The sequence below is a fragment of the Enterococcus sp. DIV1083b genome, assembly GCF_051713705.1.
In the GTDB taxonomy this organism is placed as follows: Bacteria; Bacillota; Bacilli; order Lactobacillales; family Enterococcaceae; genus Enterococcus_D; species Enterococcus_D casseliflavus.
This window is the reverse complement of the sequence record NZ_JBIOQJ010000001.1, coordinates 1344648-1366979: the sequence shown is the minus strand read 5'-3', so window position 1 is coordinate 1366979 and position 22332 is coordinate 1344648. Positions and strand designations below refer to the sequence as shown.

The 22332-nt window shown below is 45.3% G+C and carries 19 protein-coding genes, 1 tRNA gene and 2 other annotated features; of the genes, 6 read left to right on the top strand and 14 right to left on the bottom strand.

Annotated elements, in window-relative coordinates:
• Window positions 1–6: 6 nt before the first annotated feature.
• The 4 genes from leuD to IGI69_RS06250 are packed head-to-tail and all read right to left on the bottom strand — an operon-like array spanning window position 7 to window position 4538.
• Window positions 7–594, bottom strand: a complete 588-nt coding sequence (gene leuD / locus IGI69_RS06265; RefSeq protein WP_087627315.1) for a 3-isopropylmalate dehydratase small subunit — start codon at window positions 592–594, stop codon at window positions 7–9.
• Window positions 594–1976 (bottom strand): 3-isopropylmalate dehydratase large subunit, encoded by a 1383-nt coding sequence (gene leuC / locus IGI69_RS06260; protein ID WP_087627314.1) that lies wholly within the window; start codon window positions 1974–1976, stop codon window positions 594–596. Before leuC ends, leuD begins: the two co-directional genes overlap by 1 nt.
• Window positions 1957–3021, bottom strand: coding sequence for a 3-isopropylmalate dehydrogenase (gene leuB / locus IGI69_RS06255; RefSeq protein WP_015509492.1), 1065 nt, complete (start codon window positions 3019–3021; stop codon window positions 1957–1959). Before leuB ends, leuC begins: the two co-directional genes overlap by 20 nt.
• Complete coding sequence (locus IGI69_RS06250) at window positions 3018–4538, bottom strand: 2-isopropylmalate synthase (protein WP_438740104.1); 1521 nt, start codon at window positions 4536–4538, stop codon at window positions 3018–3020. The genes leuB and IGI69_RS06250 overlap by 4 nt, the downstream gene beginning before the upstream one ends.
• Window positions 4539–5113: 575 nt before the next feature.
• Between IGI69_RS06250 and IGI69_RS06245 the strand changes: the two genes are divergently transcribed.
• The 3 genes from IGI69_RS06245 to IGI69_RS06235 all read left to right on the top strand — a co-directional run bounded on the left by IGI69_RS06245 (window position 5114) and on the right by IGI69_RS06235 (window position 6795).
• Window positions 5114–5812 carry an O-methyltransferase gene (locus IGI69_RS06245; RefSeq protein WP_010747978.1) on the top strand — a complete coding sequence of 233 codons (699 nt, stop codon included), beginning with the start codon at window positions 5114–5116 and terminating at the stop codon, window positions 5810–5812.
• A 145-nt stretch (window positions 5813–5957) separates the two neighbouring features.
• Window positions 5958–6031 (top strand) — tRNA-Arg (locus IGI69_RS06240).
• Between the two features lie 341 nt (window positions 6032–6372).
• Window positions 6373–6795 carry an HIT family protein gene (locus IGI69_RS06235; RefSeq protein ID WP_438740102.1) on the top strand — a complete coding sequence of 141 codons (423 nt, stop codon included), beginning with the start codon at window positions 6373–6375 and terminating at the stop codon, window positions 6793–6795.
• Between the two features lie 39 nt (window positions 6796–6834).
• Here IGI69_RS06235 and IGI69_RS06230 read toward each other — a convergent pair whose 3' ends face one another.
• Window positions 6835–7371 (bottom strand): adenylyl-sulfate kinase, encoded by a 537-nt coding sequence (locus IGI69_RS06230; RefSeq protein WP_438740100.1) that lies wholly within the window; start codon window positions 7369–7371, stop codon window positions 6835–6837.
• Window positions 7372–7485: 114 nt separating this feature from the next.
• On the opposite strand from IGI69_RS06230, the gene IGI69_RS06225 reads away from it, so the two are divergent.
• A complete protein-coding gene (locus tag IGI69_RS06225; protein ID WP_438740098.1) occupies window positions 7486–8343 on the top strand; it encodes a PhzF family phenazine biosynthesis protein in 858 nt (285 codons plus the stop codon).
• A 154-nt stretch (window positions 8344–8497) separates the two neighbouring features.
• Here the strand turns inward: IGI69_RS06225 and trpA are convergent, their stop codons facing one another.
• The 7 genes from trpA to trpE are packed head-to-tail and all read right to left on the bottom strand — an operon-like array spanning window position 8498 to window position 14906.
• A complete protein-coding gene (gene trpA, locus IGI69_RS06220; protein ID WP_375806378.1) occupies window positions 8498–9274 on the bottom strand; it encodes a tryptophan synthase subunit alpha in 777 nt (258 codons plus the stop codon).
• Complete coding sequence (gene trpB, locus IGI69_RS06215; RefSeq protein WP_438740096.1) at window positions 9271–10464, bottom strand: tryptophan synthase subunit beta; 1194 nt, start codon at window positions 10462–10464, stop codon at window positions 9271–9273. The genes trpA and trpB overlap by 4 nt, the downstream gene beginning before the upstream one ends.
• A complete protein-coding gene (locus IGI69_RS06210) occupies window positions 10461–11108 on the bottom strand; it encodes a phosphoribosylanthranilate isomerase (RefSeq protein WP_347482806.1) in 648 nt (215 codons plus the stop codon). The genes trpB and IGI69_RS06210 overlap by 4 nt, the downstream gene beginning before the upstream one ends.
• Window positions 11105–11863: an indole-3-glycerol phosphate synthase TrpC gene (gene trpC / locus IGI69_RS06205; protein WP_438740093.1), complete on the bottom strand. Its 759-nt coding sequence runs from the start codon at window positions 11861–11863 to the stop codon at window positions 11105–11107. Before trpC ends, IGI69_RS06210 begins: the two co-directional genes overlap by 4 nt.
• 26 nt (window positions 11864–11889) lie before the next feature.
• On the bottom strand, window positions 11890–12924 hold the full coding sequence (gene trpD / locus IGI69_RS06200) for an anthranilate phosphoribosyltransferase (RefSeq protein ID WP_438740091.1): 1035 nt from the start codon (window positions 12922–12924) through the stop codon (window positions 11890–11892).
• Window positions 12925–12940: 16 nt separating this feature from the next.
• Window positions 12941–13519 (bottom strand): anthranilate synthase component II, encoded by a 579-nt coding sequence (locus IGI69_RS06195; RefSeq protein ID WP_438740089.1) that lies wholly within the window; start codon window positions 13517–13519, stop codon window positions 12941–12943.
• Window positions 13500–14906, bottom strand: a complete 1407-nt coding sequence (gene trpE / locus IGI69_RS06190) for an anthranilate synthase component I (protein WP_438740087.1) — start codon at window positions 14904–14906, stop codon at window positions 13500–13502. Before trpE ends, IGI69_RS06195 begins: the two co-directional genes overlap by 20 nt.
• Window positions 14907–14964: 58 nt before the next feature.
• Window positions 14965–15211, bottom strand: a binding site (T-box leader).
• 66 nt (window positions 15212–15277) lie between these two features.
• Window positions 15278–15490, bottom strand: a binding site (T-box leader).
• Between the two features lie 862 nt (window positions 15491–16352).
• Here trpE and IGI69_RS06185 point away from each other — a divergent pair.
• Window positions 16353–17804: a helix-turn-helix domain-containing protein gene (locus IGI69_RS06185; RefSeq protein ID WP_438740086.1), complete on the top strand. Its 1452-nt coding sequence runs from the start codon at window positions 16353–16355 to the stop codon at window positions 17802–17804.
• 16 nt (window positions 17805–17820) lie between these two features.
• Here the strand turns inward: IGI69_RS06185 and IGI69_RS06180 are convergent, their stop codons facing one another.
• Window positions 17821–20385, bottom strand: a complete 2565-nt coding sequence (locus IGI69_RS06180) for an HAD-IC family P-type ATPase (RefSeq protein ID WP_438740084.1) — start codon at window positions 20383–20385, stop codon at window positions 17821–17823.
• A 268-nt stretch (window positions 20386–20653) separates the two neighbouring features.
• Between IGI69_RS06180 and IGI69_RS06175 the strand changes: the two genes are divergently transcribed.
• Complete coding sequence (locus IGI69_RS06175) at window positions 20654–20992, top strand: RidA family protein (protein ID WP_015509482.1); 339 nt, start codon at window positions 20654–20656, stop codon at window positions 20990–20992.
• A 76-nt stretch (window positions 20993–21068) separates the two neighbouring features.
• Here IGI69_RS06175 and IGI69_RS06170 read toward each other — a convergent pair whose 3' ends face one another.
• Window positions 21069–22220: a glycerate kinase family protein gene (locus IGI69_RS06170; RefSeq protein WP_438740082.1), complete on the bottom strand. Its 1152-nt coding sequence runs from the start codon at window positions 22218–22220 to the stop codon at window positions 21069–21071.
• Window positions 22221–22332: the final 112 nt, after the last annotated feature.

The following is a 22332-nucleotide window of genomic DNA, read 5'->3' as shown; positions in this document are numbered from 1 at the left end:
CTAGCCCTACTGCCAATACGCTGGAATCGTCTGCTCATAGGCGGTGATTTTCGCCTCTTCCTGCAACGTGATACTGATCTCATCGAGACCGTGGATCAATTTGTGTTTCCAGGTAGCATCGATTGCAAAGAAATGCTCCTCCCCGGCAACGGTCACACATTGCCTTGGCAAGTCAATGCTGATTTTTTCTGAAGCAGGCAGCGAAGCGATCCTTTGGCGAACAGTCAAAGGCAGCTCGATGGGCAGCAGCCCGTTTTTGGTGGCATTCATATAGAAAATATCACCGAAGCTGCCAGCAATCACGGCTTTAAAGCCGTAATCCAACAGCGCCCATGCCGCGTGCTCTCGAGAAGAGCCAGAACCAAAATTATCACCAGTGACGAGGACTTGAGCGGTCTGATATGCTGGATCATTCAAGATAAATGCTGGATTAGGCTTTCGTTGCGGCAAATAGCGCCAATCGTCAAATAAAAATTCGCCAAAACCCGTTTTTTCAACGCGCTTCAAATAATTTTTCGGTAGGATTTGATCGGTATCGATATTGTCATTCATCAAAGGCAGCGTCGTACCTTCAAATTGCGTAAAAGCTTCCATTAACCAACACCTCCAACCACTTCTCGTACATCGACAAAGCGCCCATGAATCGCAGCTGCTGCCGCCATCGCTGGACTACAGAGGTGCGTCCGCGCGTTTTTCCCTTGCCGTCCAACAAAATTGCGGTTTGATGTGGAGGCACAGTGGACGCCTTCTGGTACTTTATCAGGATTCATTCCTAAGCACATGGAACAGCCAGGCTCCCGCCATTCAAAACCAGCGTCAATAAAGACTTTGTCTAAACCGATCGCTTCCGCTGCTTTACGAACAGGGCGTGAACCAGGAACGATAATACCAGTGACCCCTTCTTTGATGGTCTGACCTTTCAAAATCGCCGCTGCCTCTTGCAGATCAGACAAACGACCATTGGTACACGATCCAATAAAAATGTATTCAATGGGAATATCAGCAGCTGTCTGTCCAGGTTGCAGCGCCATATATTCATAGGCTTGCTGATCATTGTGATCCCGCACTTCAGGAAACGCTTCGCTGACTGGTACCCCCATTTCTGGATTGGTTCCCCAAGTGATATAGGGTTCTAAGGTTGTTGCGTCTAGGGTGATCAGGGCATCATAGTTAGCATCTTCATCGGTATAAAGGCTTTGCCAATCAGCCACCGCACTGGCAAACGCTCGTGGCGCAAAGCGTCGATCCTTCACATAAGCAAAGGTCGTTTCATCAGGGGCGATCAAGCCCATTTTCGCCCCACCTTCGATCGACATATTGCAAATGGTCATGCGTTCTTCCATCGTCAGGCTACGGATCGTTTCGCCAAAGAATTCTACGGCATAGCCACCACCAAAATCAGTGCCATGGGTCGCGATCAATGCCAAAATAATATCTTTGGCGTACACTCCCGGCTGCAGCTGACCGGTAATCTCAACTCCCATGCGTTTCGGTTTTGTCTGCCAAATCGTCTGTGTCGCAAAGACATGCTCTACTTCACTCGTACCGATCCCAAACGCGATCGCACCGAAAGCACCATGGGTGGCAGTGTGGGAATCCCCGCAAACGATCGTTTTCCCTGGTTGGGTCAAGCCAACTTCTGGGCCAACCATGTGGACGATTCCTTGGTTGGCAGAGCCATTGTCACACAATTCGATCCCAAAATCTCGACAGTTTTTACGTAACGTGTCCATTTGCTTTTTTGCAACCAGATCAGTGATGGTAAAAATATCTTTGGTAGGCACGTTGTGATCCATCGTTGCGAAGGTTTTTTCGGGACAACGGACGGTCCGTCCCGCTTGCCGTAATCCTTCGAAGGCTTGCGGTGTCGTCACTTCATGGATCATATGCAGATCGACATAAAGCAGCTGCGCTTGCCCTTCTTCTCCTGTTATGACATGCCGATCCCATAGTTTATCAAACAGCGTTTTCCCCATAATTGCTCACTCCTAACTGTGCAATAACCGCTTCTGTAAAGGCAGTTGTCGTTGCTGTACCACCTAGATCACGGGTCAAGATCCCCGCATTCATTACCTCGTAACAAGCACTTTCTATGGTATCCGCCAGCTCTTCCTCTTGAAAGGACTCTCTTAGCATCATGACGACAGATAAAATCATGGAAACCGGATTGGCGCAATTTTGCCCAGCGATATCAGGTGCAGAGCCATGAATCGGTTCATATAAAGAAACCCCTTCTGCGCCATGACTTGCGCTAGGCAGCACCCCTAATGACCCTGGCAAAACCGAGGCTTCATCACTTAAAATGTCGCCAAAGAGATTTTCTGTCACGATTACATCAAAGTCTTTGGGATTTTGGATGATTTTCATAGCGGCGGAATCAACATATTGATGAGTCAACTGACAATCTGGGAATTCCTGTGCCGTTTCTTCCGCTAATCGGCGCCAAAGTCGGCTAGTCGCCAACACATTTGCTTTATCGACAGAGAGAACCCGCTTCTTCCGCGTGCGGGCGATCTCAAAAGCTTTACGCAAAATTCGTCGAATCTCTACTTGATGATAATGATTGATGTCGTAGGCTTCTTCAGGTTTTTCTGCTTTTTCGCCAAAATAGATACCGCCAGTCAACTCACGAACGATGACAAAATCTGTCCCCCGAAGGATCGCTTCTTTAATGGGAGACAAAGCAATCACCGCATCAACTACTTTGATGGGCCGAATATTGGCGTATAGCCCTAACGCTTGACGCAAATCCAAAAGTCCTTTCTCGGGTGTTATCGGTGCGTTTTCCCAAACTGGATCACCAATGGCTCCTAAAAGGATCGCATCCGCCTGCTGGCAAGCTTGTAGTGTTTCTTGCGGCAATGGCTCTCCAGTAAGTGCCAGCGCCGCACCACCAAATGGCCGCTGGTCAAAATGAAAGCGTTGGAGATGGTCTGGACAAGCCGCTTTCAATACCGCAAGCGCACTGGCCATAATTTCTGGTCCGATGCCATCTCCTGCTAAAACCACGATCTTTTTCAAACAAGGACACCTCGATTCTTTAGAGCTGCGCTAGCCTGTACATAGGCTTTGGCTGACGCCTGCAAGACATCAAAGTCTAAGCCGATCCCGCTGATTTTTTCATTGGTTTCCTGGCATTCAATAACCACGTGCACTTCCGCTTGCGCATCTTCCCCACTGGTCAAGGCAGTGATCTCATAGTTCAACAACTTCGGCTGCTGCTGGAAAATCTGATCGATCGAGTTGTAGATAGCTTGGATACTGCCGGCACCGATAGCTGATGCCACTTGTTTTTCCTCGTCTTTGATGATAGAAACCACCGCTCCTTGATGGCCATTGGACACGTATTGCAGCTGAACTGACTCCAACTCGCAGCCATCTTCTTGGCTGCGGCCCTGGTCAGCCACCAACGCTAACAAATCTTGTTCGGTCACTTGCTTTTTCTTATCTGCCAACTCTTTGAAGCGTTTAAACAATTCATTGGTTTCTTCTTGGTCAAACTGGTACCCCAGCTGCTGCATTTTATCGACAAACGCATGGCGGCCAGAAAGTTTGCCAAGAGGCAGTGAGTTGGTTTGTACGCCTACCAATTGCGGGGTAATGATTTCGTAAGTTTCAGGATTTTTCAAGACGCCATCTTGATGAATCCCAGATTCATGAGCATAGGCATTGCCGCCGACGATCGCTTTGTTTTTCGGTACCGTGATCCCAGACAAACGTGCCACCAGATCGCTGGTGCGTTTTGTTTCGTTTAACTTGATGTTGGAGGTAGCCTGATAGAAATCATTGCGAATATGCAACGCCAGCGCCACTTCTTCTAGTGCGGTATTGCCCGCTCGTTCGCCGATCCCGTTGATCGTTCCTTCCACCCGATCAGCACCATTTTCGATAGCTGCCAGCGCATTGGCTGTCGACATTCCCAAGTCATCATGACAATGGGAAGAAAAAATGATCGGCTGCTCACTCTTGATATTGGCGATCAAATAGGCAAAAAGCGCACCATATTCCGTAGGATTGGTAAACCCTACTGTATCGGGCACATTGATGATCGTCGCGCCGGCATCAATTGCTGTTTGAACCGCCTCAAGCAAGAAGGCCTTATCGGTGCGGGTGGCATCTTCTGGCGAGAATTGAACTTTTTCAAAGCGTTCACGGGCATAAGCTACATGTTCTTTGATGGAAGCGAGTACTTCTGCTTTCGTCATATTCAGCTTGTACTGGCGATGTACCTCACTCGTTGCTAGAAAGACATGGATCTGGGGATCGACGGCTTGATGAAGAGCTTCATAGGCACGATCAATGTCTTTTTTCTGACAACGGGCAAGTCCTGCAACGGTCATTTTCGTCACCGCCCCAGCAATCGCTTGGACTGCTTGAAAGTCTCCTTCTGATGCAATCGGAAAGCCTGCTTCGATCGTATCGATCCCCCATTTTTCTAATTGCAGCGCCAGTTGAACCTTCTCTTTTGTATTGAAGTTGACTCCCGGCGTCTGTTCACCGTCTCTCAATGTGGTGTCAAAAAACTGGATTTTTCTCATCACTATTTCCTCCTTGGCAGTGGTAGGGGCACGCTTGGCGCGACCTCATTCAAACAAATTGAAAAAATGGTATAAAAAAAGCACTCCATAAAGGGTTTCCTTCATGCAATGCGAATAGGACTCTTCAAATGATGCCTTAAAAAGGCGGGTCATAGAAAAAGAGTCCTTACGATAATAATAATAAAAATGCAGCTGTTTGTTTCAATCGTTTATCCATCGTCGTCACCTATCACTTTTTTTATCTTGTTATGAAGATACCAAACAGCAGGTTCCTCTGTCAACACTTTTCCCTGAATTTTCTGAATATTTCGATAAAAAGTTCGTTTTCGCCCTGATGATGGGTTGCTTTTCTTCCTTGATGAAAATTTAAGCAGAACCTGACGAGATCTTCACAGGATTTTAACCAAACCTCCACATAACACCGTTATGATAGAAATATCCCAAAAATATTTTTCACCCCTTTATCCTGCCAGTCTTATGACTGGTTTTTTTGTTGTTCCCAAAGACTCGAAAAGATTGAACTTAAGGTGAGTTATTCGTATAATAAGGGGCAGCGATAAATTAGGAGGATGAAGATGCGCAACGAAATGATGCATCGTCCAGTAGTCAAACCAGAACTAGTGGCGTTTATGCGTGAAAAACAAAAACAATTACCCGGCGAACTTGGTGAAATCGAGCAAGCCGCTCATGAAAAAGAAGTGCCAATCATCCCACACGAAACAGTGGTCTTTTTGCAGTTTTTATTGGGACAGCTTCAGCCAAAAGAAATCCTTGAGATCGGCACAGCGATCGGTTTTTCTTCAAGCTTGATGGCGCAATGTGTGAAAGAGGGGCATGTCACAACAATCGATCGCTTTGACGTCATGATCCGCAAAGCCAAAGAAACCTATGCTCGCTTAGGGAATGAAGACAAAATCACGCTATTAGAAGGTCAAGCGGCAGACGTCCTGCCTACATTGAGTGGTCCTTATGATTTTATCTTCATGGATAGTGCCAAATCGAAATACATTGAATTTTTACCAGAATGTCTGCGTCTATTACGCAAAGGCGGCGTGTTGATGGTGGATGACGTGTTTCAAGCTGGAACGATTCTACAACCCATCGAAGAAATCCCGCGCAACCAGCGAGCGATCCATCGCAAATTGAATCTTTTCTTGGATACCGTGATGAACCATCCTCAGCTGACCTCCACCCTTGTCCCTTTAGGAGATGGCGTGATTCTCATTACGAAAGAAGCAGATAGCGTAATTCTTGAGGAGCCTGAGAAAGGTTGAGGGTAGCTGCGCTTCCTTTTTTCAAAGAAAAAATAAGAAAAGGGCGAAAAGCGATTGACATTGCTGCGCCCTTTTTCTATAATGTTATTTGTTGCTGATTGATTTCAACAGCTTAGGCGAAGTGAGCATTCGCTGAAAATTATTTGTTCCAGTAGCTCAGCCGGATAGAGCATTCGCCTTCTAAGCGAACGGTCGGGGGTTCGAATCCCTCCTGGAACGTTATATTATCGTGCATAGCGCTAGCAGATCGTTAGGAATCTTGATTCCTAGCGATTTTTTTTGAGAAATTTTTTAAAAGCCACTTTTTTCAAACGTCACTTTTACCACAAATCAGCAGCACGGTGCTTTTCTTTTGCAAACAACCTATTAACTAATTATCTAAAACATCATTAATTATCACATATAGTTTTAACTGCTAAATAAATATGATATTATCCTCTCAAAGAGTGGCTTAATTGCAAAGCTCGTTTATGGTTTCCCATAATCCAGTAGCTTCACGTTTTTAGATATTATACTTCTCGAACACAACTAACAAAATTTATTCCATAGGAGGAATTTTGATGGAAGAATGTCCTTTTTGCCGCATCGTATCTGGAAAAATAAAAAGCTATGTAATCTATGAAGATGACAGTGTTTGCGCCTTCCTTGATCATGCCAAAGACGTGGATTATCATATGCTGGTTATTCCTAAAAAACATTACACCAGTATTTTAGACTGCGACCCCGTTCTTCTTGCTCACCTCATTCAAACGGTTCAAAAAATAGCAGATCATTGTGTCACTCACTTAGGATTTGATGGGATTAATTTGCTAAGCGCAGCAAATCAAGCAGCGGGTCAATCAGTCCCTCACTTTCATCTTCACTTGATTCCGAGAAAAAAATGTGACGGTATCAATGCGTGGCCCACATTCCATGGAGCAGCGCTCTCTTTAGAGGAAGCAGCGGCATTTTTGACCTTTGAAACAGATAGTAAGGGAGCTTAAACAAAACTCAGTAGACTAAATCTTGCTTAAAAGCGCTTCTTAAAATACTTGATAATACTTTACTTGTTCTGCTAGCTGATCAGTTGGTAGAGCACCATCCAGTACATAGTCGGCTGTTTCAGCAATGATCTGTTCGTGTAAAACAAATAGCTCCCTTGCATAGGAAAGATAAGTATCTGCCCAAGTCAAAATCGCTTCTTTTGATTCGTTCGTATAATCCCGTTTAATCTGACGAGCAAAAGCAATATCTAGTGGTGTTTTCAAATAAATCACCGTATCGATCAACTGACGCAAATCTTGGTGCTCATATCCGAAGGGAAAGTCCACAAAAATGATTGGGTAAAGTAGCATCGCTCTCTTCAGATCTTTCAGTAGCAGACTGATGTCATACTGATTGATCGCTGCGCGGGGATCTTGTAAAAAATAATCAAAAGATGGTGCTGAGGGCAATGCATCGATACTATAATCATCAAAGGAGATCACTATTCCATCTGCCAATCTACTCAATTCACGAACCAATGTCGTTTTGCCGGACGCTGTAACACCACTGACTACAATTACTTTCCCTCTCTTCATGAAGTCCCTCCTCTGTCGTACCTTCAGTATAACACGCTCAACCAATCCTTTTTCTTATCCTCCTCCTGCAAAAATTATGCTATGCTTAACAAGAACAAAGAAAGCAGGTGTCCTATGGAGATAACGGTACATATCGCAAGCGGATTTAGTAAAAATCAAACAGGTGGCAACAAGGCTGGAGTCGTTTTGCTGGAACAGCCCCTTACACCACAACAAAAGTTAGCCATCGCAAAAGAGTTAGGCTTTTCAGAAACAGCTTTTTTATCGAAATCCCCGGAGGCCGATTTCCGATTTGACTATTTTACGCCAAAAGAAGAAGTTGACTTGTGCGGACATGCAACAATTGCTTCCTTTGCTCTGTTATCGTATTTGAACAAACTTTCCAAGCCACATTATCGCATCGACACCAACGCCGGACGTTTGTCGATCACCATCAAAGACGGTGTCATTTTCATGGAACAGAACAAACCGCTGTTTTCAGATGTCCTTTCACTAGAACAATTAGTTGACTGTTTCGATACCAATGCTATCAATGATCAAATTCCTATTCAAATCGTTTCTACAGGATTAAAAGATATCCTTGTTCCAATCAAAACAACGGCCCAGTTGCAGCAAGTTGTACCTAATTTTGAGGAAATAAAAAAAGTAAGTGCGCTGCAACAAGTAGTTGGCATGCACTTATATGCAATGGAAAAAGAACGAATCGTTTGCCGTAACTTTGCCCCATTGTTTGACATCAATGAAGAATCTGCCACAGGTACTTCCAATGCCGCTTTGGCTTGCTTCTTGTATCAAAAGTGTTCCCTTGAAAAAGAAGTGTATCGCTTTGAACAAGGCAGCAATTTAGGTGAACCTTCTGAAATCTTTGTCAAACTAGCTACGTCCTCGCGAAAGGAAATCCAACGTGTTTACGTTGGGGGCAGAGGGCATTTTTGCGAGACAGTCACCATCGACACCTATACACTGGCATAATCAAAATAATTTAGGCTGATCTTCCATCAGCCTTTTTTCTTTTCCACTTCACACATCGTGTTCTTTTTTCCCATAGCAACCCATCAGTATCTCGAATACTAATTTTCTCATAAAAAAAGAACCCAACTCGGGCTCTTTCCTTCACCTTGATTTTCTATGGCTTACCAACAAGTTCTGCTAACAGCTCACTGACTTTAGGCAGTGGCTCGTTTTGTAAGGCTGCTACGATTTTTGAACCGATCACTACCCCATCACACACTCGGGCAAAGCGCTGCACGTCTGCGTGGGTCGATACCCCGAAACCAGCTAGTACTGGAATCGGACTTTTTTCCGAAATGGCTTGCAAATGCTGATCCAGCTGTTCGTTGTATTGACGATCTTCTCCAGTGACACCGTTCACTGTCACAGCATAAACGAATCCTTCCGCTTCTTCGATCAGCGTCTGAATTCTGTCTGGAGGACTGGTCAAAGAGACCAGTGTGAGCAGCGCGAGATCCGCCGCATCAAACGTAGGCGTTACTAGCGATCGATGTTCAAAAGGCAAATCTGGAATAATCAGCCCTTTCACATTTGTCGTTTTTAACTCATTTGCTAACTGTTCAATCCCATAATGAAAGAATGAATTGGCATACCCCATCAATACCAGTGGAACCTCAGAATGGATCGTTTGCAGCGCAGCAATGATCTTTTTTAAAGTGGTGCCATTGGCTAATGCCTGCATTCCAGCCGCTTGGATGACCGCTCCATCTGCGACTGGGTCTGAAAAGGGCACGCCGATTTCAATGGCGGCTGCGCCATGTGTCGTCAACAGTTCGATTTCTGCTGGCAGGCGTTCCAGTCCGTTGGCACCCGCCATGATATAAGGTACAAACAAAGGCTTGCCTTGTTTTTGGCGCTCTTTTAGTTTCATCGTCAATGTTTTGCTGGTCATTTCGCTTCCCCTTTCCTATCTTTGATTTGTTGAACATCTTTGTCCCCTCGCCCAGACAAACAGATCACTAAACGTTCTTCTGCTGTCATCGTTGGCGCTAACTTTAAAGCATAGGCAACGGCATGAGCACTTTCCAAAGCGGGAATAATGCCTTCGATTTGAGACAAGAGATAAAAGGCGTCAACAGCTTCTTCATCAGTGACCGCGAAATACTCCGCGCGTGCAATTTCCTTCAAATAAGAATGCTCGGGACCGACCCCTGGGTAATCCAAACCAGCTGAAATCGAATAGGGTTCAATCACTTGCCCATCATCGTCTTGCAGCAAATGCATTTTGGTACCATGTAAAATACCGATACTGCCATTCGTTAAAGTCGCCGCATGCTCGGTAGTCTCCACGCCTTTTCCAGCTGCTTCAACGCCAATCAAACGAACGGTTTGATCGTTGATGAAAGGGTAAAACATTCCCATCGCATTGCTGCCGCCGCCAACACACGCAACGACTGTCGTTGGTAGTTGTCCTTCTTTTTCTAATAGTTGCCGCCGTGTCTCACTCCCAATCACACTTTGAAAATCTCGAACGATCTCTGGAAAAGGATGCGGACCGAGTACCGAACCCATCACGTAATGAGTGTCCTCGACGGTGGCGACCCAGTAGCGCAGCGCTTCATTGACAGCATCTTTCAATGTCTGATTGCCTGAAGTGACTGAAACCACTTTTGCTCCCAGTAATTCCATTCGAAAGACGTTTAGTGCTTGTCGCTGAACATCTACTGCGCCCATAAAAATCGTGCATTCCATACCGAACAACGCTGCCGCAGTCGCTGTAGCGACGCCATGCTGCCCCGCACCGGTCTCCGCTACCACTTTCTTTTTCCCCATCCGTTTTGCTAATAAGACTTGGCCAAGTGCATTATTGATTTTATGGGCACCCGTATGATTCAAATCTTCTCGCTTCAGATAAATTTTGGCACCGCCTAAGTGTTGTGACAAGCGCTGGGCATGATAAAGGGGGGTCTCTCTTCCTACATACTCTTGCAAATATTCCTGCAACTCTGCTTGAAAACTTGCATCCGCTTGTGCTTCACGGTAGACAGTTTCTAATTGCTTGACTGCATACATCAATGTCTCTGGCACAAACTGTCCGCCAAAAGAACCATAAAATCCTGTTTTTGTGGGATACTGAGTCATCTTTTTTTCTCCTTTACTAAATGAATAAATTGTTCGATTTTCCGACTGTCTTTCTTGCCCTGGGTTTCCACGCCTGAAGAAACATCGACAGCATAAGGCCTAAAAAGTTGGATCGCCTCTTCTACATTTTCCGCGTGCAACCCGCCAGCAATAAAAAATCGCTCAGACAACGGCAACGGTTCTCTCGCCGCTTTTTTCCAATCAAAGGACTGGCCGTTGCCGCCAGCATAAGGGTGATCTCTTACTGGAGCGTCCAATAAACCAAAATCTGCATCGCAGCTCAGGAAATCTTGCTTTAAAGTTTCTGCTTCTCCATCAAAGGCTTGGATCACTGCGATCTTTTGATGAGCAAAAACCCCCTTCTGAATGGCTGTTTGCAAAGATGGCAGGACCTTTCCATGGAGCTGAATCGCTGTCAGTTGGGCGGCTTGAATTGCCGCTTGCACTTCTTCAACACTTGGAGAAACGAAAACCCCGACTTTCCCTACATTTTCGGGTACTTGCTCCGTTATCTTGCGGACTTGTGTCGGATCGATTCTCCGACGGCTTTCAGCAAAAACAAAGCCAAGGTAATCTGCTCCTGCATTGATGGCAGTTTCGACATGCAGGCGTTCGGTGAGTCCGCAAATTTTCACTTTGGTCATCGACGGCTCACCTGCAAATCTGCCGCTGTTTCAGCAATTCGATGGCTTCTCATCAACGTTTCTCCAACGAGGACTCCATGATAAAACGGTGCAAGCTGCAGCACATCTGCGGCAGTTCGAATACCAGATTCACTGATATAAACCGCCTCTGATGGCTGAGGTGCTAAAGCAACACTGACATCCAAGGAAACGTCAAAAGTTTTTAGATCACGATTGTTGACGCCGATGATTTTGGCACCTAATGCTTGGGCTTGTTGAAATTCAGCCGCATTATGAGTCTCAACGAGTACTTCCAACCCTAGTGCTTCGGCTTCTTGATACAGCGCGACCAAACGGGCTGGCTCCAACGCAGCCACGATCAATAAAACGATACTGGCACCCGCATTCTTGGCGCGAATCAATTGTTTTTTGTCGATAATGAAGTCTTTGCATAGTATAGGCACCGAAACAGCCTTACTGACTGCTTCAAGATCTGCCAGCGAGCCTTTGAAAAACTGCTGGTCGGTCAAAACGGAAATCCCGCTGACACCCGCGGCTTCATAAGCTTGCGCTTGCGTGACTGGGTCGATCGCTTGGTTAATGTCTCCTTTTGAGGGTGAAGCACGCTTGATTTCAGCAATGAGGTGCATCTTTTGTGGTCGGTCCTTGACTTGCTGATAAAATGATGGGCGTTTCGCTACGACCTTTTCGGTTTCTTGTGGCATCGCGGCAACTTCTTCAACTTTTTTCTGGATGATCGTTTCTAAAAAATCCATGATTCTCCTCCTTACAGCTTTCGTAATTATTGACTATTTGACTGGCGGATCAACTCCTGCAGTTTGTCATAGGCGGCGCCCGAAGCGATACACGCCCGTGCCATCGCAAACCCTTCCGCTAGCGTGGCGGCTTTGCCGTTAGCGTAAAAACCTAACCCTGCATTTAAGACCACCGTTTCTAGATAAACGGAGGGTTGATTTTTCAACACCGCAGTTAAGATCGCTGCATTTTGAGCGGCATCCCCGCCGACGATCGCCTCGATCGGCGCTGGCGTAAAGCCGTACGCTTGTGGATCCAAAGAAAAATTCGTTACCTTTCCTTCGTGATAAAAACTGATCGCCGTTTCACCTGCCAAATTGGCTTCATCCATCCCATTGCATCCATGGATCACCATTGCTCGTTGCCGACCAAGACCGCCTAACGCCTGAGCGGTGTCGGCCAAGCTCTCGCCTGCGTATGTCCCAATCAGTTGCGTAGTCAACGGAACAGGATTGATCAAGGGGCCTAATAGATTAAAAATCGTTGGCGTTGCTAATTCTTGCCGTATTTTCATCACTGCTTTCATGCCCGGATGCAACGACGGGGCGAAGAGAAAAGCGATGCCGACTGTCGCTAATAGATCGGCGATTTTTTCTGGTGATGCTTGGATCGATACCCCCAAGCAGGCTAAGACATCGGCACTGCCTGAACGACTAGAGATACTGCGATTGCCGTGTTTTGCCATCGTGATTCCCCCGGCTGCTAACACGAAAGCCGCCGTAGTGGAGACATTAAAACTATTGGAGTGGTCGCCGCCAGTACCGCAATTGTCCATGGCGTCTCCTCCTTCATAAGGAATGGTCACGGCATGCTCTAACATGATTTCCGCTAAAGCGGTCAATTCGGCGGCTGTGATGCCGTTGATCTTCATCGCAACTAACGCTGCCCCCAATTGACTTTCTGAAAACATCCCGCTTAAAATTCCTTGAGCAAAGTGGCGCATCTCCTGATAACTTAAATGACTGCCATTAAAAAGCTGCTGGGTGATTTGCTGCGGCTGCTGTATTTTGACTGCTTCCATAAATGTTCCTCCTTTTTCATTTGCTGCTTTTTGCTGAGTTTTCTGGAATGAGTTCAAGAAACCGTTGGATAAAAAATGCCCCTTCGTTTGTCCCCATTGATTCAGGGTGGAATTGAAGGCCTACGATCGGCTTTTGTCGATGCTGGATCGCCATGATGATCCCTTTTGTTTCAGCCAACACCTCAAATTGTGTAGGAAGGGTCGCTGGCTCAATGACCAGCGAGTGATAGCGCATGACAGTCATGTCTCCTAGGTAGGTTTTGAATACGCCTTTTTTCTGATACGTAAGGCTCGATTGCTTGCCGTGCATAATGGCTGGTGCTTGGACCACTTTGGCACCAAACGCTTCCCCAATGGCTTGATGACCTAAGCAGATCCCTAAAAGCGGCTTGCTATCATGGTATGTTTTGATCAAAGAAATCATAAATCCTGCCTCTTCGGGACGGCCTGGTCCTGGAGAAAAAATGATGGCATCTGCTTCTTCAGCAACAAGGAAAAGGTCTGGATCATCATTTCGCAAGACGACTGTTTCTTCTGGACAGAGCTGGACTAAGTTATACGTAAAGGAATCATAGTTATCGACGAGTAAGATCATTGGCTGACACCTCCAATAGTGCTTTGGCTTTGTGTAAGGTTTCGTGGTATTCAGATGAGGGATCAGAATCATAAACGACACCCGCCCCTGCCTGGACATAAGCGATCGCGTCTTTCAAAACCATTGTCCGAATCCCGATGGCAAAATCCGCTTGATCGTTTCGAGAAAAATACCCAACGGCTCCCGCATAGACCCCTCTTCGAACAGCTTCCCATTGATAGATGCGAGTCATGGCACGAATCTTTGGTGCCCCGCTGACCGTGCCTGCTGGCAGGGTTGCTTTCAAGGCATCCATTGCCGTCACACCTGCTCTGCGCTTGGCAGCCACAACCGAAACGATATGCATGACATAGCGGTATTTCTCAATCACCATGTATAAAGGAACATGAACCGTGCCATGTTCAGCGATTCGACCCAAATCATTGCGCCCCAGATCGATCAGCATTTGGTGCTCTGCACGTTCTTTTTCATCTGCTAATAGTTCCGCCGCCAAAGCTTCGTCTTCTGCTTTGGTTGCCCCTCGTTTGCGGGTACCAGCGATTGGATTTGTGGTGATCGTTGTTCCTTGAACCCGAATCAAGCTTTCAGGTGAACTGCCGATCACTTTGAATCCGTGATCGAAATCAAGATAATAGAGGTAGGCAGACGGATTCGTCACTCGCAGTTTTCGGTAATAGTCAAAAGGATCTTGTGTAAATGCTGCTTGCAGACGTTGGGAAGGAACCACTTGAAACATATCCCCTGCCGTAATTCGGGCTTTTGCCTCACGAACGATCGTTTCATAGGCATGTTGGGTAACATTACTTGTAAAATGCAGCTTTTCATACGATAACCCACGGGTCTCAGCTGCGACTGGTGTCCTTAATTGCTGCTGCACCGCTTGGAGTACCTGCTCCATCTCGGCGGTCCCCCTTTGGCTGTAGCAATTTTCAAGGATGATCGTCAAGGTTTCCCTTTGATGGTCCAGAACGAGAAAGGTTTCAAAAAGCCAAAAGGCCATATCAGGCACCTGCAATTCATCTGCTGGCAATTGTCCAATGTCTTCATAGCAAGCTGCGATATCATAGCCCGCATACCCGATCGCCCCACTTTGCAACGGCAGATCCGATAAAGCGGTGATTTCTTTTTTGACTACATACCGTTCCATTTCTTTTAAAGGGTCCTGACAGGGATACTTGTTGATCGTTTTTTCCAAAAGATCCTCTACTTGAAAAACACCATCCTTAAAGGTTAGTTTCTGAACAGGATCAAAGGTGAGGATCGAATAGCGTCCCGTATCTTCTTCTCTGGGAATACTTTCCAGTAAACATTTATGCGCCCCTTGAATCCGTAAAAACACTGAGACAGGTGTCAAACAATCGCTGTTGATTCGTTCCATTCGATACATAAGCTGCTCCTTTCTTTGTAAACAAAAAGCCCTCAAGCAAACATCATAAAAACGTCTACTTGAGGGCGAATGACCGCGGTACCACCTCAATTGAAAGTTGCCTAAAAAAGCAACTTCTTCTCTATCAACCGTCTAACAACGGTCTTCCTCTATAACGGGAGTTCCCGCATTTTCCTACTGCCAAAAAAGGGTTCAAAAAATGATCGGCTAAGGCCATTTCCTTGATTTCTTGGTATCGGACTCTCATCACCGCCGACTTTCTGTAACCAAAAAAGACTCAAGTACTTCTCTTAGTTTGATTTTACGTTTATTTTTCTATTGGTTGAAGGGCAAGAAAAACAAAAAAGCCCTCATGCAAACAAATTCGTCTGCATGAGGGCGATTACTCACGGTGCCACCTCAATTGGTTCTCTAGATCGTCTATCAACGATCGTTCTCTGTAACGGGAGATCCCGAAAAAAGCCTACTGATTTCAGCCTTTCGACACAAAAGTCCATTTCTGAAGCGTCAATCTGCTGATTTACACCACCATCAGCTCTCTGCAAGACGAACGTCCTCATACTTCTCTTTTGTTTGGTCTTTACTAGTTATTGGTAGCTATATTACGTGGCTTTTGCTGATCTGTCAACAGAAAAAAGCGAATTTTCTTTTTTTGTCTCCTTTTGACAATACAAGAAAACAACCTACAATGGGTTGGCTTAACCAAAATAAAAAGACATTCTTTAGGACAAAAATCTCCCTCACTTCTTTCAGCGTACTTAATTATAGCTGCCACTCTATTTAAATAATAGTTGTTTTTTTATAACCCTTACGTGAAGATCAAAGAGTGAAAACTTTGCTATAATTTTGCCAATAAATCGACATTTATCCAAAATTTTCATAACATCATGAAAAAACAAAATTGTTATTTGAAATATTCTTCTATATGATTGAACCGAATGTAAGAAAGGGTGATTAAATGCACATAGACAAATTATATTTTTCCACCTTTATTTATAAAATGAGCTGCTTAGAATTTACTTACTCTCTCATTCAATCCAATGAGAAAAAAGTCGAATTATCCGAGGAAGAACAAGCAGAAATTGAATGGATCATCAATTCTGCGCTCCATCGAAAACTCTACGCCTCTCGCAAAAAGAGTCTTTTTTCCTCAAAAATAAAATTGTCGAAAGAAAGTTATTCTATGTATTTGCGAATGAAGAAATACGAACACATGATAGACCTCTAACCGTTAAAACACATAAAACAAACGCATTCCTTTAGACAGTTACTCAGAAGGTTGCCGATCCCATCTTTTTTAATAAAAAAAACATCATCCAGTGAATTGGAAATAGCAAAACTTGCCTTTTTCGTATAAAATCAAAAAGAACACGAAAGAGTTGTCTTTCATCAAAACAGTCAATGTGACTCTTTTGACCTTCAAGACTCGGAAAGGAAGTTTTTGTCATGGATGGGATGATGAAAAAAATCATTACGGAGAAGGATTTATTACGTCAGATCCTTCTCTTGGAACAACTGGCGAATCACAAAATGATCACTGCCAAGCAACTAGCAAAATTGATCGATACGACGGAGCGAACCGTTTTTTCCGATCTAACCTATATACGCCAACAATTGCCTAATGGTTGGCAGATCGAAGCTGCCAGTAGTGGCTTTGCTCTGACCCATGATGGGCCATTGTTGATGAGTCAGCTCTGGGAAACGTTTTTCCCTCAATCGATCGGTGTTTCTTTGATGAAAGCATTGCTTTTTTCCAGCGAACTCCGTACGCAAGATATTCTTAGCCAAACAGGGACATCCTATGAGACCTTGCGACGACATGTGACAAAATTAAACAAAAGTCTCACTGATTTTTCGTTGCGGATTCGGATCACCAATCGCATGATCCGCTTTGAAGGAAGTGAGATCAACATCCGTGTTTTTTTTCATCGACTGTTACTGCCATACACCCATAACAATTACTTTTTTGAGGAATATACGATTCATGAGTCCCACTATTTTCATTTCTTGGATCGCTTAGCAAAAGCCAAGCTGCAGATCGAAGTGGAACAAATCTACGGTACCTGCTGGTTTTTTATCAATACGATTCGCATCAAAGCCAATTGCCGTATCGATTCTTTTGAATTTCAGGGGAACGATCCCCTTTACAGCCTTTTCCAACAGCCATTAAGCCAGCTGTATCAAAAAGAAGGCGTTTATTTAGAACGCAGCGAACACTTCTTTAGCTTCTACTGCTTCTTAGAAAGTTGGAACTACAATAACGACTGGTTCGCAACGATCCAAGCAACCCTTGAATCCTACAAAACTATTTATCAGAAAACGACCCATTTTGTTGGAAAACTAGACCGCTTGTTGCAGTTGTCTTTAGCTAGTGATACACAACTGATTGAGAATCTACTGTTGCTTTTGATCAAATCGCAAGAGTCAGCCAAGCTCTCAGAATTGTTCGGGCTTGAATTTCACGAGATCCAACGGTTAAATCAACCCTATTCGCTACCGATCGAAGCGACGATCCATGACTTCTTAGAAGAACAAACAGCCAGTCAATCGGAAATGAGTTTTCCATTATGGTCAACCACCACCTTACTGATCCAACAAGCGATTTTACAAATCAATCCCATTCGCGCAAAAGGATATTTTGTTTTCCAAGGTGAGCCTGCCTGGAAAGCTTATCTCCTGCAAGAATTGAATGACTTCCTCGGTGCCCGCATCCTTTTATCGGCGATCGAGCCTGGTCAACTAGAAGCGTTGGCGAAAATCGAGGTTGATTTTATTCTCTCAAATTTCCCTTTAGAGGAAGTATCTGTTCCAGTCTTTTACTTATCGATGGTACCAACGAAAAATGAGCTCAATCAAGTGACTGAGCTCATTCAAACCTATTATTTAAGCTATCGCTAGAATCATCAAGCTGCCGCTACTGCTTCACTGGAGCGGCTTTTTGCCGTCCTTGCAGCTTATTCGTAATAAATTTCTCACCCTCAACGACTGCGAAAAGGAGTGCGCCGTTAGCAGCGATACTCAACTGCTGCATCAAGGTCAAAGAACCGATCCCTAAAAGCTGGTGCCCAAGAGGGGTTAGGAAAATCGCTGCCTGCAATACGATCAGCAGTGCCAGAGAGACTAAGAGTGCTTTATTGGCAAAGAGTTGGCGATTCAAGGCTGGCTTGACCAGCTCACGACAGTTCAACAAGTAGACTGCTTGAGCAAAGACGATACTTTGCAGTAGCATACTTTGCTGAAGGACCGTTCCCTCAAATTGAACCGCTAAGACGTAAGAAGGAATCATGATCAACAGCGAGACGTAGAAGATGCGGAACAAGCTGTACCAAGACAAGATGCCTTCTTTGATTGGCCGTGGTGGTCGATTCATGACATCCGCACTTGCCTTTTCAAAACCGAGTGCGTAAGAAAGCGTGATCGTTGTCACCATATTTACCCATAAAATTTGGACAGGTGTCAGTGGTAGTGGTCGGTTCAACAAGAGTGCCGCAATAACGATCAATCCTTGGGCAACCGCAGTTGGTAAGAAGAAGTTGATGGTTTTCTTCAAATTATCGTAAATTCGACGACCCACTCGGACGGCATTGGCGATCGTATGAAAATTATCGTCTGCCAAAACCATATCGGCTGCTTGCTTGGTTACTTCACTGCCTTTGATCCCCATAGCGATCCCAATATCGGCTTTTTTCAGCGCTGGTGCATCGTTGACGCCATCACCGGTCATTCCGACGATCTCTTCATTCGCCTGCAAAGCACTAACGATCCGTAATTTATGCTCAGGGGTCGTTCGAGCAAAGATGTCTGTCTTTTGGACTGCTTGCTGCAATTCTTCCTCCGACAACAGATCGATTTCTAGCCCTTCCAACACGTGATTCGTGTGCTTCAAACCAATTTGCTTGCCGATGGCTTGAGCGGTCTTGCCATGGTCTCCTGTGATCATTTTGACTTGGATGCCCGCTTGCAAGCACTCTTTTACCGCTTTGATGGCACTGTCTTTCGGAGGATCAATGATGCCAGCGATCCCGACAAAGGTTAAATTGGTTAGCCCTTCGTGGGACAAGGACTCCTGTGCCGACAGCGTCAGATGCGCAAAGCCGATCAGCCGCTGCCCTTTCGCTGCTAATTTTGCACTTTCATCTAACCACCATTGCTTTTGATCTGAAGTCAGTTGGCTTTTCTCAAGCAACACTTCGGGCGCACCTTTGACAAAAACTACCGAGGCATTCGGCTCTTCTTGATTTTGATGGCGTGTTGCCATGTACTTGTAAGAGGAACTAAAAGGAATCTTATCGACTGTTTTACGCAATGGTTGCTGCGCTGATTCTGCGTATTGTAACAAGGCTTTTTCGGTTGGGTTCCCAACGAGATCCGCAGCCTTTTGTCCTTCGTCTTGCTTCAAGTCTTGACAATTTGCCATGATATCAAGCACCGTTGCTTTATCCACGTTTGACTCAACTAAAACATCAACGACCGTCATTTCATTTTTGGTCAAGGTTCCTGTTTTGTCTGAACAAATCACCGTCATGGCACCTAGTGTTTCCACTGATGGCATCGTTTTGATGATTGCTTGCTCCTCGGACATTTCCTTGACACCCATCGATAAAATCATGGTCAGCACGGCTGGCAAACCCTCAGGAATCATCGCTACCACTAAGGCGATACCTGATGAGAACAAGAGATCAAGATCAAAGCCGTAGCGGAAGGTAGTAAAGAAGATCAAGAAAATCACTAATCCGATAATGCCTTTAAAGATTTGGTGATTCAATTGCTTCATTTTTTTGATCAACGGGGTTTCTTGCGCTTTCACAGACTGAATTGCTTGATTGATCTGGCCGATTTGTGTATCGTCGCCTGTTTCAACGACGATCCCGCTGGCAGTTCCGCTTTCTACATGGGTACCAGAAAACGCCATGTTCCGCTGGTCACCAATCGTACTTTCTTGAGTAATAGGCTCGGTCATTTTTTGAACAGGCTCAGATTCGCCAGTTAAAATCGACTCTTCAATCACAAGATCATGGGTTTCGATCAAGCGCATATCTGCTGGTACGACATCCCCTGGTCCTAAAACGACTAAATCTCCATTTACTAAGGAAGAAACAGCAATTTTCTTCTTACGGCCGTGAACATAAATCGTTGCTTCTTGCCCCATGAACTGCTTCAATCCATCCAGTGATTCTTGGGCTTTGCGCTCTTGCCAGTAGCCGACGAATCCATTGATGACGACGACCGCCATAATAATGCCGCTTTCGATATAATCACCAGAAATCCCTTTTAAGACGGCTGCGACGATCAAGACCAACATCAGTAAGTCGGTAAAGTGCTTGCCGACTTTCTTCCATGTGGGGATCTGCGCTGCCTCAGTAATTTTATTTTCACCTTGCTTTGCTAAACGCTGGTTGCGTTCTTCGGAGGAAAGGCCCTGCCGTGTTGTTTGCAACGTGTGTAATAGTTCTTCTGTTGTGTTTTTGTACCAATTCATATTTTTTTCCTCCTTGTTTATTTATTTGATCTGAACATAGTATAAGACATTGAAACCATAAAATTCTGGCGATAATTTCAGCGGAGCCTGAAAAAAATGAGTGATTTTCTTAAAGGGGAAGAGCGGCTTGCTCGCGTGGCTTCACACAACCAACTGAAAACCTCCGTTGATTGTTTTTGCAGGTGGAATCAGGTAAACTAGGACACACCTGATCAATTTCTATCTGTCCCATCATCCAAAGGCAAGATAGACGAAAGGAGCCAAAGAAATGGCAATCTATACCGATACAAAAATCGCTCAAGGACCTTTTCTTTTCATTTCTGGTCAAACGCCTTCGCAAGACGGAGCCACACCTGAGGACCCGCAAGAGCAAACAACCATCGTTTTGAAAAAGATCGAACAGCTTCTATCAGCCAATCAACTGTCCTGGTCATCAGTGGTCAAAATGACCGTCTTTTTAACAGATGCTGCCTACTTAGCTGCTGTCCGTACGGCGTTTACAACTATTTTGGCAGAAAACAAACCAGCCATGAGTCTCGTCATCGTTGCCGGCTTGGTTGCCCCTGAATTTAAAGTAGAGATTGATGCACAAGCTACCTTGGCTTAAGCACAGAGAAAAACACCAAAAAAAAACTTCGTACAAAAGGCAGTAGCCAATACGAAGTTTTTTTGGTGTTATCTTCTTATTCAGTCCTATCTGAAGTGTCTGATTCAGTCTTTTTTTGCCACTGCTCCACAAAACCAGCGATGGCTTGAGCAGTCTGTTGAGCATTCACTAAGGTTCGCTTTTTCTCCATCGCTTCTGTCAACGAAATCGGACCTTGCTGGATACAAAAGACGGCAGATAGTAGTTGCGTCAGTTTTCCTAGATCGTCGCTTCGGGAGCCGCAGATGGCAACAACCGGTACCTGATGTTTGTGGGCGAGCAACGCGACGCCATAGGGTACTTTTCCCCCAGCGGTTTGCCCATCGATGCGTCCTTCGCCGGTGATCAATAAATCTGCTCCTTTGATTTTTTCCTCAAATCCAATCAGGGAAGCGATCGTCGCAAATCCTGGAACCAATTGACCACCTGCCAAACGAACAGCACCACCAAGCCCACCTGCCGCACCAGCACCAGGGACGTCCAGATCGATCCCCGTGGTCCGCTTGATGTGCTCAGCCAAACGCTTTGCTTGCTGATCCAACTGCTGGATCGTTTCTTGGGATGCCCCTTTTTGCGGACCAAAAACCGACGCAAATCCCTGATTGCCAAAGTAGGGATTCGTTACATCGGCTAAAGCAAACAGGTCAATTTGTGCAAGCAGAGGGTTCAACTGGCTGAGCGCCAGAGATTCTGCTTGCAGCAAAGGATTGTTTTCCATTCGCTCGTTTCTTTGAATGGTTGCTCCTAGCGCAAGTAAAAAGCCTACGCCCCCATCAGAAGTGCCGCTACCGCCAAGGGTCAGGTAAATTTTTTTCACACCTTGCCTGCAAGCTGCTAAGACCATTTGGCCTAAACCAAAAGAAGAGCTATTGCGGGTGGTCTCGTCACTAGGTTCCACGAGTTGCAACCCAATCACTTCTGCAGATTCAATCAGGGCAATTTTTTCTTCCTTGATTTTGGTGACCAACATACGGGCTTGCAACTTACCGCCTAATGGATCGGTCACTGAAACCGTTTCGTAATTGCCTCCCAGCGCAGCAATGACTGCTGCCATTGACCCTTCTCCCCCATCAGCGATTGGGATACTGCGTGTTTCCCACTGGTCTGAAAACCCGCTTAAGACCGCTTGATTTAGTTCTGCGGAAGTCGCACTTCCTTTGAAGGAATCGATCGCTGCTACAACTTTCATTTTTCTACCTCTCATTTACGATCATCTCTTTCCCAAAGATTGGAATACTTCGCCTTATAATCAACTTTTAGTTAATTAAATCAACCAAAAATTAACTAGCAATCCATTGTAA